Source organism: Paraburkholderia sp. Ac-20347 (assembly GCF_017104805.1).
Classification (GTDB): Bacteria; Pseudomonadota; Gammaproteobacteria; order Burkholderiales; family Burkholderiaceae; genus Paraburkholderia; species Paraburkholderia tropica.
Window position 1 is genome coordinate 1 of record NZ_JAAGPN010000183.1, and the last position, 16,385, is coordinate 16,385.

Sequence of the window (16,385 nt, forward strand, 5' to 3'; positions counted from 1 at the left end):
TCAACACGGGCGACGGTCTGGGCATGGCCGCGCGTTCGGGCATCGCGCTGCAGGACATGGAATTCTGGCAATTCCACCCGACCGGCGTGGCCGGCGCGGGCGTGCTGATTACCGAAGGCGTGCGCGGTGAAGGCGGCATTCTGCGTAATTCGAATGGCGAGCGTTTCATGGAACGTTACGCGCCGACGCTGAAGGATCTGGCGCCGCGTGACTTTGTTTCGCGTTCGATGGACCAGGAAATCAAGGAAGGCCGCGGTGTGGGCGCGCACAAGGATCACGTGCTGCTCGACCTGTCGCACATCGGCGCCGAGACCATCCTGAAGCGTCTGCCGTCGATCCGCGAAATCGCGCTGAAGTTCGCGAACGTCGACTGCATCAAGGAACCGATCCCGGTCGTTCCGACGATTCACTACCAGATGGGCGGTATCCCCACGAACATCAACGGTCAGGTCGTTGGCACGCCGAAGGGCCACGAAGAAGTCGTCAACGGCTTCTACGCCGTCGGCGAATGCTCGTGCGTCTCGGTGCACGGCGCGAACCGCCTGGGCACGAACTCGCTGCTCGACCTCGTGGTGTTCGGCCGTGCTGCCGGCAACCACATCGTCAAGCACGTGAAGGAGCTCAAGGAGCACAAGCCGCTGCCGGCCGACGCCGCCGACTTCTCGCTCGCTCGCCTCGCGAAGCTCGACAACTCGACCTCGGGCGAATACGCCCAGAGCGTCGCGAACGAAATCCGCGGCTCGATGCAGAAGCACGCTGGCGTGTTCCGTACCTCGGCGCTGCTGGCCGAAGGCGTCAAGGACATCGCGCAAGTCACGGAACAGGCGAAGCACATTCACCTGAAGGACAAGTCGAAGGTGTTCAACACCGCGCGCGTCGAAGCGCTCGAAGTGGCGAACCTCGTGGAAGTTGCGCAGGCAACGATGGTCTCGGCTGAAGCCCGTAAGGAAAGCCGTGGCGCGCACGCACACAGCGATTACGAACACCGCGACGACGAAAACTGGCTGCGCCATACGCTGTGGTTCAGCGAAGGCAACCGTCTTGACTACAAGCCGGTTCACATGAAGCCGCTGACCGTCGAGTCCGTGCCGCCGAAGGCGCGTACGTTCTAAGGCACACGCCAGTCAAAAGGAATTGGGAAATGGCCAAACGTATTTTTGAAGTCTACCGCTACGATCCGGACAAGGACTCGGCGCCGCGCATGCAGACGTACGAGCTGGAACTCACGCACGAGCGCATGCTGCTCGACGCGCTGGTGAAGCTCAAGGAAGTCGACGAAACGCTGTCGTTCCGCCGTTCGTGCCGTGAAGGCGTGTGCGGTTCGGACGCGATGAACATCAACGGCAAGAACGGTCTGGCGTGCCTCACGAACCTGAACGACCTGCCGGCGAAGATCGTGCTGCGCCCGCTGCCGGGCCTGCCCGTCGTGCGCGACCTGATCGTCGACATGACGCACTTCTTCAACCAGTACCACTCGATCAAGCCGTACCTGATCAACGACACGCCGCCGCCCGAAAAAGAGCGTCTGCAGTCGCCCGAGCAGCGTGACGAACTCGACGGTGTGTACGAGTGTATTCTGTGCGCGAGCTGCTCGACGTCGTGCCCGAGCTTCTGGTGGAATCCGGACAAGTTCGTCGGCCCGGCCGGCCTGCTGCAGGCTTACCGCTTCATCGCGGACAGCCGCGACGAAGCCACCGGCGAGCGTCTCGATAACCTCGAAGATCCGTACCGTCTGTTCCGTTGCCATACGATCATGAACTGCGTCGACGTCTGCCCGAAGGGCCTGAACCCGACGAAGGCGATCGGCAAGATCAAGGAACTGATGGTCCGCCGCGCGGTTTGACCACGGCGAGAACGAATGGACTCGCACCAGTCTGACCCTCATCGCCGCGCGCGCCTTCGCTGGCGCGCGCGGCGCGGTATGCTCGAAAACGACATTATTTTCGAGCGATTTTTCGACCGCTATGAGCATGACCTCAGCGACGCCGACGTGGGCGCTCTTACGCGCCTGCTCGAGCTGAGCGATAACGACCTGATGGACTTGCTGCTCGCGCGCAAGGAACCAGAAGGCAACCTTGCCGACCCGGACGTGAAGCGGGTGCTGGAGCTGCTTCGCAACGTTTGAGACGCGGTGACGCCAGGAGGCGCCGCGCCGGACGTGCAAACTATCGAATCCTGTGTTTATCTTCGATTGAGGATGTGCTATGACCCCGTCTGATGTAAAAGCCACGCTATCGTTCAGCGACAATTCGCCGAGCGTCGAACTGCCGATCTACAAGGGCACCATGGGCCCGGATGTGATCGACATCCGCAAACTGTACGGTCAGACCGGCAAGTTCACGTATGACCCGGGCTTCATGTCGACGGCATCGTGCAACTCGGCGATCACGTATATCGACGGGGACAAGGGCGAGCTGCTGTACCGCGGCTACCCGATCGACAACCTCGCGCAAAACGCCGACTTCCTCGAATCCTGCTATCTGCTGCTCAAGGGCGAGCTGCCGAACCAGGCGCAGAAGGACGAGTTCGTGAAGACCGTCACGCAGCACACGATGGTTCACGAGCAGATGCAGTTCTTCTTCCGTGGCTTCCGTCGCGACGCGCACCCGATGGCCATTCTGGTCGCGGCTGTTGGCGCACTGTCGGCGTTCTACCACGACTCGCTCGACATCAATAATGCGAAGCATCGCGAAGTTTCGGCAATCCGCATGATCGCGAAGCTGCCGACGCTCGTCGCCATGGCGTACAAGTACTCGATCGGCCAGCCGTTCGTGTACCCGCAGAACGATCTGTCGTACAGCGCGAACTTCATGCGCATGATGTTCTCGAACCCGTGCGAAGAGTACAAGGTCAACGACGTGCTCGTGCGCGCGCTCGACCGTATCCTGATCCTGCACGCTGACCACGAACAGAACGCTTCGACCTCGACGGTCCGTCTGGCAGGTTCGTCGGGCGCGAACCCGTTCGCGTGTATCGCGGCCGGTATCGCGTGTCTGTGGGGCCCGGCGCACGGCGGTGCGAACGAAGCCGCGCTGAACATGCTCGAGGAAATCGGTTCGGTGGAAAACATCCCCGAATTCATCAAGCAGGTGAAGGACAAAAACTCGGGCGTGAAGCTCATGGGCTTCGGTCACCGCGTGTACAAGAACTACGATCCGCGTGCGAAGCTGATGCGCGAAACGTGCCACGAAGTGCTCGAAGAACTGGGCCTGCACGACGATCCGCTGTTCAAGCTCGCGATGGCGCTCGAAAAGATCGCGCTCGAAGACGAATACTTCGTGTCGCGCAAGCTCTACCCGAACGTCGACTTCTACTCGGGCATCGTTCAGCGCGCGCTGGGCATCCCGACCTCGATGTTCACGTGTATCTTCGCGATGGCACGTACGGTGGGCTGGATCGCCCAGTGGAACGAAATGATCGCCGACCCCGAACAGAAGATCGGCCGTCCGCGTCAGCTGTTCATCGGCAACACGCCGCGCGAAGCGAAGCCGATCTCGCAACGCTAAGCATCATCGCCTGTTCGTACGGCGCGCCATTGCGGCGCGTCGTGCGGCAAGCGAAAAACGCCCCGCCGGGTTTGTTCCGGCGGGGCGTTTTCTTTTTCGGGCCTTCACGTCAAGATCCGCCCTCAAATCCAGCCGTCGATTTTCAGGCCGCTCGCCTGTTCGGCTTGCTCGCGCGAGACCTGGCGCACCGCTTCGCCGAAGCTCCACACGTGGCCTTCCGGGTCGCAGGCCGCGTAGACGCGGTCGCCGTAGAACTGGTCCGAGGGCTCGCGCACGATCGTCGCGCCGGCGGCGCGCGCGCGTTCGCAATGCGCGTCGAGTCCGCGCCTGAGCTGCACGTGCACCGACTGCGTGTTCTTGCCGCCGACCGCGGCGGGGCTCGTCGAGGGCATGCCTGGCCACTCGCCGCAGACCATGATGTAGCCGTCCTCGAAGCGCATTTCCGAGTGGCAGACTTTGCCGTCCGGCGTGGTGACGACGAACTGCGTGGTGAAGCCGAACGCCTTTTCGAGCCAGTCGAGCGCGGCGCGCGGGTCGCGGTAATAGATCGCGCTGCCGAAGGCCGGGCGTTGCGAGGTGTCGCTCATGATCGTCTCCTGTCGTGTCTCGAATAACGCATTACGGACGCACTGCGCGGGCACTGCGTGGAACGAATCTAGCACCGTCGCGCGGCGCTCGCGTGCGCCGTGACGATCCGCTCGCCGCCGTTCAGCCGCGCGCGCAGCCGCACCCCGCGAATCCTTTATCATGGACACGTCCCCCTTTTCTGCCACGATCACCCGCATCGTCCAGATCGCCGAGCCGCTCCATGTTCTTCGCCGCGAATTCCCTGCACCGCCGTCTGAGCATCGCCATCGGCACGCTCGCGATCGTCGTGGGCCTGCTCGGCGCACTCGGCACCTTCCTCGTGGTGCGCAGCCTTGCGAGCGAGTTCAGCACGGGCCTGCGCGACGCCGCCGCGCACGTGCAGGCGGGCGCACCGCCGCAGCGCCACCACGTGGCCACGGCGAACGGCGCGCGTCGTCCGTCCGACGATTTCGTGGTGCAGATCTGGTCCGCGAATGACGCGTCCGCGCCGAGCCGCACGAGCGACGCCGATATCGCCTTGCCGCGCGCGCTGGCCGGTTTTTCATCGATCGATTACGACGGCGAGACCTGGGACGTGTTCGCGCTCGCCGCCGGCGACGAGCACATCCAGGTGGCCGAATCGCGCAGCATGCGCAATCGCAACGCGCTGCGCGTGGCGTTCTGGAGCCTGTTGCCGGTGCTCGCGCTGCTGCCGCTGCTCGCGCTCACGATTGCCGTGACGGTGCGCGTGTCGCTGCGTCCGCTCGAACGCGTCGGGCGTCGCGCGGCGCAGGTCGATCTGCACGATCTGCGCGAACTGAAGCCGCTCGACGTGGCGAAAGCGCCCGTCGAGCTGCGGCCGTTCATCGAGTCGATCAACCGCATGATCGAGCGCCTCGCGCTGCTCGTGAACACCGAGCGCAAGTTCATCGCCGACGCCGCGCACGAATTGCGCTCGCCCATTTCCGCGATGCAGTTGCAGATCGACAATCTGCGCGACGCGCCGCCCGATCAATATCGCGAACGCTTCGAAGAGTTGCGGCGCGGCGTGGCGCGCACGGGCGCGCTCGTCTCGCAGTTGCTCGGGCTTGCGCGCGCGGAGATCGGCGGGGCGCAGCGCGCGCTCGCGGACATCGCGCTCGCGCCGCTCGTGACCGAGGTGCTGGCCGACCTGCTGCCGCTCGCCGACGCGCGCGGCGTGGATCTCGGCGTCGAGCGTCTCGATGAGGCGAGCGTGCATGCGACCGAAGCCGATCTGCGCGTGCTGACGCGCAATCTCATCGACAACGCAATTCGCTACGTGCATGCGGGCGGGCGCGTGGACGTGTCGGTGCGGCGCGAGGCGCGCAGCGTGACGATCGAGGTGCTCGACGACGGTCCCGGCATCGCCGAAACCGATTTGCCGCGCATCTTCGACCGCTTTTTCCGCGCGGGCGCGAACGACGCCGAAGGCAGCGGCCTCGGGCTCGCGATCGCGCAGGCGCTCGCGCACGGTTATCGCGGGCGCGTCACGCTGGAAAATCGCGAGGACGGCCAGACCGGCATCGTCGCGCGCATCGTACTGCCGCTCGCGTGAGGGCGCAGGTTGAGCGCATATCGACAGGCATACTGAGGAATTGGGGCGATGCGGATTCTGCTGATCGAAGACGATCTGCTGATCGGGCCCGCGCTGCTGCGCGCGCTCAAGGACGCGACCTATAGCGTCGACTGGGTGCGCACGGGCGAGAGCGGTCGCGCGGCCATTCGCGACGGGTCGTACACGGCGATCCTGCTCGATCTCGGGCTCGGCGACATGAGCGGTCTCGACGTGCTGCGCGGGCTGCGCGAGTCGAACGACACGACGCCGGTCATCGTCATCACCGCGCGCGACGATGTGGATACGCGCGTGGAAGGGCTCGATCTCGGCGCCGACGACTATCTCGTGAAGCCGTTCGAGAGCAAGGAACTGCTCGCGCGCATCCGCGCGGTGGTGCGGCGCAAGTCGGGTTTCGCTTCAGCGACGATGGGCAGCGGGCGCGTGACGCTGGACATGAACGCGCGCCGCCTCACGTTCGACGGCCAGAGCGACGATCTCTCCGCGCGCGAATACGCGCTCATGCTCGCGCTGCTCGAACGCCCCGGCGCGATTCTCTCGCGTCAGCAGATCGAGGAACGGCTTTACGGCTGGGGCGAGGAAGTGGAGAGCAACGCGGTCGACGCGGTGATCTACAGCGTGCGGCGCAAGTTCGGTCATGCGGTCATCCGCAACGTGCGCGGACTCGGCTGGGCGGTGTGCGTCTGACGCAGACGCGGAGAAAAGCGCGGCGAGCGGGGGACTCGCCGCGAGGCGCGCGACGCGAGGGGAAGACCGCGCCGCCCGCGCAAAACGATAGGTGCGCTGGCGATGCGCGCGCGCTTACGACGCCAGCAGACGCTGCCACGGATGCGCCTGCCACGCCCGCGAGAGCGCCGCGAGCAGCGCGGCTTCGCTATCGGCCACGTGACGGTCGGCATAAACCGCGACGTGGCACAGATTGAGCACCTCGGCGCGCAACACCGGGTCTTCCAACTCGCGCATGACGTGCTGCATGACGTCGGAGTCGAGCTTGCACGCGTCGCTCCAGTTCAGGTGCGCGTTCACGAGCAGATCCTCGCAGAGCCCCTGCAGGATGGTGCCGAATTCGCCCTGCGCGAGGCCGAGGCGTTCCGCGATCCGCGCGTGATGCACGGCGCTCAGTTCGCTGCTGCTGAGGTGGCCATCGGCGAGCAGGGCGATGGCGACGATCCGGCCCGCGGCCTGCGGGCTGTTGCTGGTGTAGGTTCGCATGGTCAGATGTCCTTGTGGTTGAAAAAGAATCGCGTCTTCAGTCGCGCCGTCAGTCGAACAGATCGCCGAGCCACGATTTGCGTCGGCGCGGCGCGTACTCGTCGCGATGCGCGCGATGATGCGAGCCTTGCTGTGCGCTGTAGCCGTCGTCGAGTTGGCGCGAGTGCGTGGTTTGCGCGGCGGCCGTGCGGTCGAGCAGCTTGTCGAGTTCCCCGCGGTCGAGCCAGACGCCGCGGCATTCCGGGCAATAGTCGAGTTCGACGCCTTGACGCTCCGAGATCGCAAGCGTCACGTCAGGGCAGTTCGGGCATTTCATGATGCGCTCCGTGATGAATGGACAGGCCATCGGGTGCCGCCTGAGCCTTGCCGTTGCGAGCTGCGCGGCCCCGATGGAATTCATCCTCGCAGACGAAAATGAGCGAAAAATGAGGAGCGCGTTTGTGGCGCCGTTTGAGGCGCGTTCGGAGCGCTAGCTCGCGGCGTCCACATTGCCGCCGCGCGTCTTCACCAGCGACAGCAGCACGCCGCCGGCGAGCAGCGCGGCTGTCACGCCGAGGCTCACCAGCGCCGGCATCTTGCCGATGAAATGCACCAGAAAGATCTTCGCGCCGATAAACACCAGCACGAGCGCGAGCGCGTGCTTGAGGTAGTAGAAACGGTGCGCCATCGCCGCGAGCGCGAAGAACAGCGCGCGCAGGCCGAGCACGGCGAAGATATTGCTCGTATAGACGATGAACGGATCGGTCGTGATCGAGAAGATCGCGGGAATCGAATCGACCGCGAAGATCAGATCGGCGAATTCGATCATCAGCAGCGCGACGAGCAGCGGCGTCGCGTAGCGTTTGAGCTTGCCGGTCACGGGATGCGCGCGCCGCACCACGAACGCGCCGCCTTCGATTTGCGGCGCGACCGGCAGCACGCGGCGAATCACGCGCAGGATGCGGCTGTCTTCCACGTGCGTTTCTTCCTGTGAGCCGAACAGCATCTTCACGCCCGTGATCGCGAGAAAGAGGCCGAACACGAGCAGCATCCACTCGAAGCGCGCGACCAGCGCGGCGCCGAGCCCGACCATCAGCGCGCGCAGCACCAGCACGCCGACGATGCCCCAGAACAGCACGCGATGCTGGTACACGCGCGGGACCGCGAGCGCGCCGAAGATCGATGCGATCACGAAGACGTTGTCGAGCGACAGCGATTTTTCGATCAGATAGCCGGTCAGGTACTCGGTTGCGGGCTCGGCGCCGAGCTGCCACCAGACGAAGCCGCCGAACAGCACGCCGACGGTGATGTAGCCGAGCGAGAGCCACAGACTTTCGCGGATGCCGATTTCGTGATCGTCGCGATGGAGCACGCCGAGATCGAGCACGAGCAGCGCGATCACGACCACGATGAAAGCGACCCACAGCCACGCGGGCTGGCCGAGAAAACTGGCGGAGAGGATCGGCGTGAGCATGGCGGTCAGGTCCTTGGGCCTCGAATCGGATTGCGGGGAAGGGCGAGCCCGAGGGGCTCATCGGCCTAGCTTAGTCCTGAAGAATGAGCGAGGAATGAGGCGCGTCCGTTTGAGTCCGTTCGAGTCCGTTCGAGTCTGTTTGCGTCAGTCTGCGGGCGAGCAGGCGCGCAGACTGACGCCGGATTGACGAAGATCCAGGCGCGGCGCTTGATCGCCGCACCGCGCAAATATGGGAAAGAGGGGCGGTGCTAGATTCGTCGATCCTTACAACAACGAAAGGATGGCAAGAATGACACCTGGCAAGATTGGCCTCGCGTGCGGACTCGCGGTTGCGCTGAGCGCCTGTTCGTCGCTGCAAAGTCTCGATCCCAACGCGGCGGTTTCGGCGGGCGCGACGCTGTTCAAGGCGGCCACGCTCTCGGACAGCGACATCGTCGCGGTCTCGAACGACGCCTGCAAGGCGAGCGACGCGCAGTCGAAGGTGGCCGCGTCGAACAGCGCTTACGGCAAGCGTCTCACGAAGGTCATGAGCGGCTTCGGCGACATGACGCTGAACGGCCAGAAGATCGACTACAAGGTCTACGAGACGAGCGACATCAACGCGTGGGCGATGGGCAACGGCTGCGTGCGCGTCTACAGCGGCCTGATGGACAAGATGAGCGACGACGAACTGCGTGGCGTGATCGGCCACGAGATGGGCCACGTCGCGCTCGGTCATTCGAAGAAGGCCATGCAGACGGCGTACACCGTGAGCGCGGCGCGCACGGCGGCGGGCGCGACGGGCAATTCGATGGCGTCGGCGTTGAGCACGTCGCAGCTCGGCGACCTCACCGAGAAGTTCATCAACGCGCAGTTTTCGCAGTCGCAGGAAAGCGCGGCCGACGACTACTCGTTCGACCTGCTCAAGAAGAAAGGCATGAACCGCGCGGGCCTCGTCACGGCGTTCCAGAAGCTGGCGGAAATGGACGGCGGGCAGAGTTCGATGCTGAGTTCGCATCCGTCGTCGCCGAGCCGCGCGCAGCACATTCAGAATCGGATCAAGAAGGAAGGCTGAGGCGGGCCTGATCCGATCAATCTGGCGGCGGGCGAGTGCCGGCCGCCAGGTCGGAAGGCGATGGAACCGGCTAGAACTGGCTAGAACTGGTAATTGATCGAGACGTCGCAGACGCCTTCGGTCTTCGTCTGGATGATCGGGCTGCGCGCGGCGCTGCCGAGCAGGCGCTTGATCGCGCCGTCCGCGCTCACGAACCAGTGCTTGTTGACGAAGTACACCATCGTGATGCCGAAGCCCGCCGATTTCAGACCGGGACTCGCGTCGTACTGCCGGTAGCCCGACGCCGCCGACTGCTGCGGCGTCACGCCGAACCAGCTCTGCATGTAGTTCGAATCCGCGAACGTGACCGACGGACCGGCGAACCAGTAGAAGTGCTGGCTGCTGCCCGGCAGCGGCATGTAGGCGCCGAAGTCGGCGGTCCAGCCGTTCGAGCCGCCGAAGCTGCGCGTGAACGCGCCGCGGAACACCAGCGGGAAGTCCTTCGAGATCACGTATTCGCCCGCGATCTTCATCAGCGGCGCGGGATTGATATTGCCCATGCCGTTCAGGCGCGTCGGATCGTCGTTGCCGCGCCGGCCGAGATCGTAGGCGGCGGCGATGCTCAGGCGCCAGTTCTGCCCTTGCAGAAAGTTCACGCCGAAGCCTTCGCCGGTCGAACCGAACAGGATGTCCTTGTAGCGCAGGTCGATGCTGGGCCCGGCCATCATGTGATAGCGGTCCGAGCCGTCGTAGCGCGGCTCGAAGGTCGCGCCCACGCCGAGGCGCGCCTCGAAGTCGGGCCGGTCGGGCTGATAGAGCTTTTCGAGCGGGATCCCCGCCGAGTACTGCCACTCGCCGAGCGGCGAAGGCGTCTGTGCGTGGGCGCGCGGCGCGAGCGCGAATGCGCAGACCGTGGCCGCTACGGCGAGCGATGCGTGGCGCGCGCCGCGCCGGCGGTGGTCCGGGTTGGCCTGCGGTTGCCGCCGCGGGATCAGGCTTGTTCTGCTTGTTTTCTTGTACGCGGTACGGGTTGCAAGTGGCATGAGGCCTCCATGATTGCCTGTGCTGCCGCGACGTGACCGTTGTTTCAGTGTGATGGAATCACAGAACCGGGCATCGTGCGGCGGCGCACATCACGCAAACGACGTGCCTGATGTGGCACTCACGGTCGCAGTTCCATGCACGCGACATCGTTTCCGCGCGAGCGCGTGGCCGCCAGAAATCAATCGGAAAAACAAAGGCTTCCGCTTCGGCGCTCACGAAAAGCACACGTCGATCGCGACAGAAACGCGCCGGATTTCCCGTGCGCGCCACGCCGGGTAACAGCGATACAGGTATCGCCACTACCACCCAACTCACTGTTTTTTATCGCTTTTTTTGAATCGGGACGATGCGGGGTGCGGCTTTCGCGTGGCATAATCAATTCACAAAAGTATTGCCCCCCGCAGTCACTTACTCCCCGCATATCATGGCAAAGACGCTCTACGACAAATTGTGGGACTCGCATGTGGTCCACACGGAAGACGACGGCACGACGCTCCTCTACATCGACCGTCATCTGCTGCACGAAGTCACCAGCCCGCAGGCTTTCGAAGGCCTGAAGCTGCATGAGCGCCCGGTGTGGCGCATCAGCGCGAACCTGGCCGTTTCCGATCACAACGTGCCCACCACGGACCGCAGCCACGGCATCGCCGACCCGGTTTCGAAGCTCCAGGTCGACACGCTCGATTCGAATTGCGACGCCTTCGGCATCACGCAATTCAAGATGACCGACCAGCGCCAGGGCATCGTGCACATCGTCGGTCCGGAACAGGGCGCGACGCTGCCGGGCATGACGATCGTCTGCGGCGACTCGCACACGTCCACGCACGGCGCGTTCGGCGCGCTCGCGCACGGCATCGGCACCTCGGAAGTCGAGCACGTGCTGGCCACGCAAACGCTCTTGCAGAAGAAGAGCAAGAACATGCTCGTGAAGGTCGAAGGCACGCTGCCGCGCGGCTGCACCGCGAAGGACATCGTGCTCGCCATCATCGGCAAGATCGGCACGGCGGGCGGCACGGGCTACGCCATGGAGTTCGGCGGCTCGATGATCCGCGGTCTCACGATGGAAGGCCGCATGACCGTCTGCAACATGGCGATCGAAGGCGGCGCGCGCGCCGGCATGGTCGCGGTGGACGACACCACGGTCGACTACCTGAAGAACCGTCCGTTCTCGCCGCAGGGCGTGGAGTGGGATCAGGCCGTCGAATACTGGAAGACTTTCCGTTCCGACGAAGGCGCGCACTTCGACCGCGTGGTCGAACTGTCGGAAGCCGACATCGTCCCGCAGGTCACGTGGGGCACGTCGCCGGAAATGGTCACATCGGTCGACGGCCGCGTGCCGGACCCCGAGCGCGAGAAGGATCCGGTCAAGCGCGACGCGATGGAACGCGCGCTGCAATACATGGCGCTCGAGCCGAACATGCCGATCGAGTCGATCCAGCCGGACAAGATTTTCATCGGCTCGTGCACGAATGCGCGTATCGAAGATCTGCGCTCGGCCGCGTATGTCGTGAAGAAGCTCGGCCGCCGCGTGGCGCCGAATATCCGTCTCGCGATGGTGGTGCCGGGTTCGGGTCTCGTGAAGGCGCAAGCCGAACACGAAGGTCTCGACAAGGTGTTCACGGAAGCGGGTTTCGAATGGCGCGAGCCGGGCTGCTCGATGTGTCTCGCGATGAACGCGGACCGTCTGGAACCGGGCGAGCGTTGCGCGTCCACCTCGAACCGTAACTTCGAAGGCCGTCAGGGCGCGGGCGGACGCACGCACCTCGTGAGCCCGGCGATGGCCGCGGCGGCTGCCATCGAAGGTCATTTCGTCGACATTCGCAAGCTCGGTTAAGGCAACACGATCATGGAAAAATTCACCGTACACACCGGCGTCGTGGCGCCGCTCGATCGCGAGAACGTCGACACGGACGCGATCATTCCGAAGCAGTTTCTCAAGTCGATCAAGCGCACGGGCTTTGGGCCGAACGCGTTCGACGAATGGCGTTATCTGGATCATGGCGAACCGGGGCAGGACAATTCGAAGCGCCCGCTGAATCCGGATTTCGTGCTGAACCAGCCGCGTTATCAGGGCGCTTCGGTGCTGCTGACGCGCAAGAATTTCGGTTGCGGCAGCTCGCGCGAGCATGCGCCGTGGGCGCTCGATCAGTACGGCTTTCGCGCGATCATTGCGCCTAGCTTCGCCGATATTTTCTATAACAACTGCTTCAAGAACGGGCTGCTGCCGATCGTTTTGAGCGAAGCGGATGTCGATCATCTGTTCAACGAAACTTATGCGTTTAATGGGTTTCAGTTGACTGTTGATCTGGATAAGCAGGTTGTGCGTACAACCGATGGCTCGAAGGAGTATCCGTTTGAAGTGGCGGCGTTTCGTCGCTACTGTCTGTTGAACGGGTTTGACGATATCGGGCTTACGCTGCGGCATGCTGACAAGATTCGTCAGTACGAAGCCGAGCGGCTTGTGCGTCAGCCGTGGCTTAAGAATCGCGTTATTTAAGTGGGTTTGGTTGGTGGGGATGTTTTTTTGAGGTAGGCGCTTTTTTTTCGCGTTTTCTTGTTTTCTTGTCGGTTTGCCAGCGTCGCCCCTGTGCGGGGCGGCACCTACTTTTCTTTGCCGCGGCAAAGAAAAGTAGGCAAAAGAAAGCCGCTCACACCGCCAGTGTGACGCCGTCCACCCCGCACCTTCGCGGGTAGTGGTTCCGGAGCATCCGGCTTCACTCGCCACCCAACGGAGTGACAAAGGGCTCATTCCTCCGGCAGCGCTCCGCGCGCCGCGGGGCATAACCGAAAAACGGTGGAGCACCAGGGTTTTCGGTGGACCCTTCCGCTGAGCGCGTAGCGCGAGGCGGGATGGATGAGTCCTTTGTCACTGAGTGGGAATGTGCGGGGTGACGGATGCTCCGGAGCCACTTCGATGGTGGGCGAGAGGTGCACTGCGTCACACTGGCGGTGTGAGCCGCTTTCTTTTGCCTACTTTTCTTTGCGGCTGCAAAGAAAAGTAGGTGCTGCCCCGCACAGGGGCGACGCTAGCAGACCGACAAGAAAACAAGGAAACGCGAAACCGCAAGGAAACGCGAACCGCGAAAAACATCCCCCAACCAGACCACCCCGAACCACCCCGAGGAATCAAAAAATGAAGATTGCAGTGTTGCCGGGCGACGGCATCGGCCCCGAGATCGTCAAGGAAGCCGTCAAGGTCCTCAACGCGCTCGGCGAAAAGTTCGAGCTGGAAGAAGCGCCGGTTGGCGGCGCGGGCTACGAAGCGAGCGGTCATCCGCTGCCCGAAGCCACGCTCGCGCTGGCGAAGTCCGCTGACGCGATCCTGTTCGGCGCCGTCGGCGACTGGAAGTACGATTCGCTCGAACGCGCACTGCGCCCGGAACAAGCCATCCTCGGTCTGCGCAAGCACCTCGAACTGTTCGCGAATTTCCGCCCGGCCATCTGCTATCCGCAACTCACGGGTGCGTCGTCGCTGAAGCCGGAAATTGTGTCGGGCCTCGACATCCTGATCGTGCGCGAACTGAACGGCGACATCTACTTCGGTCAGCCGCGCGGTCTGCGCGAATCGCCGGATGGTCTCTTCAAGGGCGCCCGCGAAGGCTTCGACACGATGCGCTATTCGGAACCCGAAGTGCGTCGCATCGCTCACGTCGCGTTCCAGGCCGCGCAAAAGCGCCAGAAGAAGCTGACCTCGGTCGACAAGGCCAACGTGCTCGAAACCTCGCAGTTCTGGAAGGACATCATGATCGATGTCTCGAAGGAATATCCGGAAGTCGAGCTCTCGCACATGTACGTCGACAACGCGGCCATGCAGCTCGTGAAGGCGCCGAAGGCGTTCGACGTGGTGGTCACGGGCAACATGTTCGGCGACATCCTCTCGGATGAAGCGGCCATGCTCACGGGCTCGATCGGCATGCTGCCCTCGGCTTCGCTCGACAAGAACAACAAGGGTCTGTACGAGCCGTCGCACGGTTCGGCGCCGGACATCGCGGGCAAGGGCATCGCGAATCCGCTCGCCACGATCCTCTCGGCCGCCATGATGCTGCGTTACTCGCTCGGCCGCGAAGAGCAGGCCGATCGCATCGAAGCCGCGGTCAAGAAGGTGCTGGAGCAAGGCTATCGCACCGCCGACATCGTCACGCCGGACTGCAAGAAGGTCGGCACGGTGGAGATGGGCGACGCAGTGCTCGCCGCGCTGTAAAGCAGAACGAAAGGGCAGGCCTTCGGTGGCGTGCCCTTTTTTGTTTTCGCATGATTTCGCACCCGTGTTTCGCATCCGTATTTCGGGCTGGCGAAACACGGGCGCTACATAGCGGAAAGTGCGGTTTTTGCCGCGCAATTTAACTGTTTCGTGTATATTGTTCCGATGGCGAAGATCTCCCCGATCACGATTGTTTCGAACATCCACGGCGATAAAACGGCCCGTGCGATTTCGCTCGCCATCAACACGAAAACCATTACGAAAACGATCATCACGCGTTGATCGCTCGTCGTGCCCGCTCATCTTCCCCGCGCGGCCACGCCGGGCGAGCGAAGCGGGGAAGTGTCCAAATCAAGGGTTAGTCATGAACGTAGGTCTCGTAGGTTGGCGCGGCATGGTCGGCAGCGTGCTGATGCAGCGCATGCAGGAAGAACGTGATTTCGACCTGATCGAACCGGTGTTTTTCAGCACCAGCAACGCAGGCGGCGCGGCTCCGTCGTTCGCCAAAAACGAGACGAAGCTCAAGGACGCAAACAGCGTCGACGAGCTCAAGAAGTGCGACGTCATCATCACCTGCCAGGGCGGCGACTACACGAACGACGTGTATCCGAAGCTGCGCGCGGCAGGCTGGACCGGTTACTGGATCGACGCGGCCTCGTCGCTGCGCATGAAGGACGACGCGGTCATCATCCTCGACCCGGTCAACCTGAACGTCATCAAGGACGCGCTGGTCAAGGGCCAGAAGGACTTCGTCGGCGGCAACTGCACGGTCAGCCTGATGCTGATGGCGCTCGGCGGCCTGTTCCGCGAAAACCTCGTCGACTGGATGACGGCCATGACCTACCAGGCCGCTTCGGGTGCGGGCGCGCAGAACATGCGTGAGCTGCTCTCGCAGATGGGCGCGCTGAACGCGGCCGTCGCGACCGATCTGGCGAACCCGTCGTCGGCGATTCTCGACATCGACCGCAAGGTGCTCGCCACCATGAACAGCGACGCCATGCCCACCAGCCAGTTCGGCGTGCCGCTCGCCGGCTCGCTGATTCCGTGGATCGACAAGGATCTCGGCAACGGCATGTCGAAGGAAGAGTGGAAGGGCGGCGCGGAAACCAACAAGATTCTCGGCAAGCCGGCCATGGGCCAGCCGGGGTCGATCCCCGTCGACGGTCTGTGCGTGCGTATCGGCGCGATGCGCTGCCACTCGCAGGCGCTCACGATCAAGCTGAAGAAGGATGTGCCGCTCGACGAGATCAACGGCATCCTCGCGTCGGCCAACGACTGGGTGAAGGTCGTGCCGAACGAGCGCGAAGCGTCGATGCAGGATCTGTCGCCCGCGAAGGTGACGGGCACGCTGTCGGTGCCGGTCGGCCGCCTGCGCAAGCTGGCAATGGGCGGCGAGTATCTGTCGGCCTTCACGGTCGGCGATCAGCTGCTGTGGGGCGCCGCCGAGCCGCTGCGTCGCATGTTGCGCATTCTGCTCGACAAGTGAATCATTTAAACTACGCGGCTAATGACGCGTAGAAGGTGGAAAAAGCGCCGCGCCAGTCGCGGCGCTTTTTTATTTTCGCGGATTGGCGTTCACACGACGTCCGCGACCACCCGCAACGAATTCCCGTTTCATCGACAGCCGCGCGAGCGGTGTGCCAGGGCAACTGATGACCGTTCGACTCGACTCTGTTTCCACTCCATTTCCGCAAGCGCGCCTGACGCTGCGCGCCGCCATCGCGGCCACGGCGTTCGCGCTGGCTGCGGCAACCGGCGCGGCGCACGCGCAAGGC

At 63.6% G+C, this 16,385-nt stretch carries 16 protein-coding genes; 11 read left to right on the plus strand and 5 right to left on the minus strand.

Annotated elements, in window-relative coordinates:
- From G3N97_RS27120 to gltA, 4 genes are all read left to right on the plus strand, one after another.
- The coding region (locus G3N97_RS27120; protein ID WP_205996113.1) for an FAD-binding protein at positions 1-1,112 on the plus strand (1,112 nt) is incomplete at its 5' end.
- A 29-nt stretch (positions 1,113-1,141) separates the two neighbouring features.
- Positions 1,142-1,843, plus strand: a complete 702-nt coding sequence (locus G3N97_RS27125; protein ID WP_065060022.1) for a succinate dehydrogenase iron-sulfur subunit — start codon at positions 1,142-1,144, stop codon at positions 1,841-1,843.
- Positions 1,844-1,858: 15 nt separating this feature from the next.
- Positions 1,859-2,125, plus strand: coding sequence for a succinate dehydrogenase assembly factor 2 (locus tag G3N97_RS27130; protein WP_167068785.1), 267 nt, complete (start codon positions 1,859-1,861; stop codon positions 2,123-2,125).
- Positions 2,126-2,204: 79 nt separating this feature from the next.
- Positions 2,205-3,506, plus strand: coding sequence for a citrate synthase (gene gltA, locus G3N97_RS27135; protein WP_065060020.1), 1,302 nt, complete (start codon positions 2,205-2,207; stop codon positions 3,504-3,506).
- A gap of 122 nt (positions 3,507-3,628) precedes the next feature.
- On the opposite strand, the gene G3N97_RS27140 is transcribed toward gltA, so the two are convergent.
- Positions 3,629-4,093 carry a VOC family protein gene (locus G3N97_RS27140; RefSeq protein ID WP_205996114.1) on the minus strand — a complete coding sequence of 155 codons (465 nt, stop codon included), beginning with the start codon at positions 4,091-4,093 and terminating at the stop codon, positions 3,629-3,631.
- Positions 4,094-4,314: 221 nt separating this feature from the next.
- Between G3N97_RS27140 and G3N97_RS27145 the strand changes: the two genes are divergently transcribed.
- Entirely contained in the window at positions 4,315-5,649 is a 1,335-nt protein-coding gene (locus G3N97_RS27145; RefSeq protein WP_205996115.1) for a HAMP domain-containing sensor histidine kinase, read from the plus strand.
- A gap of 48 nt (positions 5,650-5,697) precedes the next feature.
- Entirely contained in the window at positions 5,698-6,354 is a 657-nt protein-coding gene (locus tag G3N97_RS27150) for a response regulator transcription factor (protein ID WP_205996116.1), read from the plus strand.
- Between the two features lie 114 nt (positions 6,355-6,468).
- Here the strand turns inward: G3N97_RS27150 and G3N97_RS27155 are convergent, their stop codons facing one another.
- The 3 genes from G3N97_RS27155 to G3N97_RS27165 all read right to left on the minus strand — a co-directional run bounded on the left by G3N97_RS27155 (position 6,469) and on the right by G3N97_RS27165 (position 8,332).
- Positions 6,469-6,879: a TerB family tellurite resistance protein gene (locus tag G3N97_RS27155; protein ID WP_205996117.1), complete on the minus strand. Its 411-nt coding sequence runs from the start codon at positions 6,877-6,879 to the stop codon at positions 6,469-6,471.
- 49 nt (positions 6,880-6,928) lie between these two features.
- Complete coding sequence (locus tag G3N97_RS27160) at positions 6,929-7,195, minus strand: zf-TFIIB domain-containing protein (RefSeq protein WP_205996118.1); 267 nt, start codon at positions 7,193-7,195, stop codon at positions 6,929-6,931.
- Positions 7,196-7,348: 153 nt separating this feature from the next.
- On the minus strand, positions 7,349-8,332 hold the full coding sequence (locus G3N97_RS27165) for a TerC family protein (RefSeq protein WP_205996119.1): 984 nt from the start codon (positions 8,330-8,332) through the stop codon (positions 7,349-7,351).
- Positions 8,333-8,621: 289 nt separating this feature from the next.
- On the opposite strand from G3N97_RS27165, the gene G3N97_RS27170 reads away from it, so the two are divergent.
- Positions 8,622-9,386 carry a M48 family metalloprotease gene (locus G3N97_RS27170; RefSeq protein WP_205996120.1) on the plus strand — a complete coding sequence of 255 codons (765 nt, stop codon included), beginning with the start codon at positions 8,622-8,624 and terminating at the stop codon, positions 9,384-9,386.
- Between the two features lie 80 nt (positions 9,387-9,466).
- On the opposite strand, the gene G3N97_RS27175 is transcribed toward G3N97_RS27170, so the two are convergent.
- Complete coding sequence (locus G3N97_RS27175; RefSeq protein ID WP_205996121.1) at positions 9,467-10,408, minus strand: MipA/OmpV family protein; 942 nt, start codon at positions 10,406-10,408, stop codon at positions 9,467-9,469.
- Between the two features lie 425 nt (positions 10,409-10,833).
- Between G3N97_RS27175 and leuC the strand changes: the two genes are divergently transcribed.
- The 4 genes from leuC (at position 10,834) to asd (ending at position 16,096) form a co-directional block, all read left to right on the plus strand.
- A complete protein-coding gene (leuC, locus tag G3N97_RS27180) occupies positions 10,834-12,243 on the plus strand; it encodes a 3-isopropylmalate dehydratase large subunit (protein ID WP_065060012.1) in 1,410 nt (469 codons plus the stop codon).
- A gap of 12 nt (positions 12,244-12,255) precedes the next feature.
- Positions 12,256-12,906, plus strand: coding sequence for a 3-isopropylmalate dehydratase small subunit (gene leuD / locus G3N97_RS27185; RefSeq protein WP_065060011.1), 651 nt, complete (start codon positions 12,256-12,258; stop codon positions 12,904-12,906).
- Positions 12,907-13,542: 636 nt separating this feature from the next.
- The gene (gene leuB / locus G3N97_RS27190; RefSeq protein WP_065060010.1) at positions 13,543-14,610 is read left to right on the plus strand and encodes a 3-isopropylmalate dehydrogenase; all 1,068 of its coding nucleotides are present in this window, start codon (positions 13,543-13,545) and stop codon (positions 14,608-14,610) included.
- Between the two features lie 364 nt (positions 14,611-14,974).
- The gene (gene asd / locus G3N97_RS27195; RefSeq protein WP_065060008.1) at positions 14,975-16,096 is read left to right on the plus strand and encodes an aspartate-semialdehyde dehydrogenase; all 1,122 of its coding nucleotides are present in this window, start codon (positions 14,975-14,977) and stop codon (positions 16,094-16,096) included.
- Positions 16,097-16,385: the final 289 nt, after the last annotated feature.

Coding starts and splice junctions, on each gene's coding strand:
- leuC (WP_065060012.1), top strand. CDS start 10,834: ATGGCAAAGACGCTCTACGACAAATTGTGGGACTCGCATGTGGTCCAC.
- G3N97_RS27150 (WP_205996116.1), top strand. CDS start 5,698: ATGCGGATTCTGCTGATCGAAGACGATCTGCTGATCGGGCCCGCGCTG.
- asd (WP_065060008.1), top strand. CDS start 14,975: ATGAACGTAGGTCTCGTAGGTTGGCGCGGCATGGTCGGCAGCGTGCTG.
- gltA (WP_065060020.1), top strand. CDS start 2,205: ATGACCCCGTCTGATGTAAAAGCCACGCTATCGTTCAGCGACAATTCG.
- G3N97_RS27125 (WP_065060022.1), top strand. CDS start 1,142: ATGGCCAAACGTATTTTTGAAGTCTACCGCTACGATCCGGACAAGGAC.
- G3N97_RS27160 (WP_205996118.1), bottom strand. CDS start 7,195: ATGAAATGCCCGAACTGCCCTGACGTGACGCTTGCGATCTCGGAGCGT.
- G3N97_RS27170 (WP_205996120.1), top strand. CDS start 8,622: ATGACACCTGGCAAGATTGGCCTCGCGTGCGGACTCGCGGTTGCGCTG.
- G3N97_RS27145 (WP_205996115.1), top strand. CDS start 4,315: ATGTTCTTCGCCGCGAATTCCCTGCACCGCCGTCTGAGCATCGCCATC.
- G3N97_RS27155 (WP_205996117.1), bottom strand. CDS start 6,879: ATGCGAACCTACACCAGCAACAGCCCGCAGGCCGCGGGCCGGATCGTC.
- G3N97_RS27175 (WP_205996121.1), bottom strand. CDS start 10,408: ATGCCACTTGCAACCCGTACCGCGTACAAGAAAACAAGCAGAACAAGC.
- leuD (WP_065060011.1), top strand. CDS start 12,256: ATGGAAAAATTCACCGTACACACCGGCGTCGTGGCGCCGCTCGATCGC.
- leuB (WP_065060010.1), top strand. CDS start 13,543: ATGAAGATTGCAGTGTTGCCGGGCGACGGCATCGGCCCCGAGATCGTC.
- G3N97_RS27140 (WP_205996114.1), bottom strand. CDS start 4,093: ATGAGCGACACCTCGCAACGCCCGGCCTTCGGCAGCGCGATCTATTAC.
- G3N97_RS27165 (WP_205996119.1), bottom strand. CDS start 8,332: ATGCTCACGCCGATCCTCTCCGCCAGTTTTCTCGGCCAGCCCGCGTGG.
- G3N97_RS27130 (WP_167068785.1), top strand. CDS start 1,859: ATGGACTCGCACCAGTCTGACCCTCATCGCCGCGCGCGCCTTCGCTGG.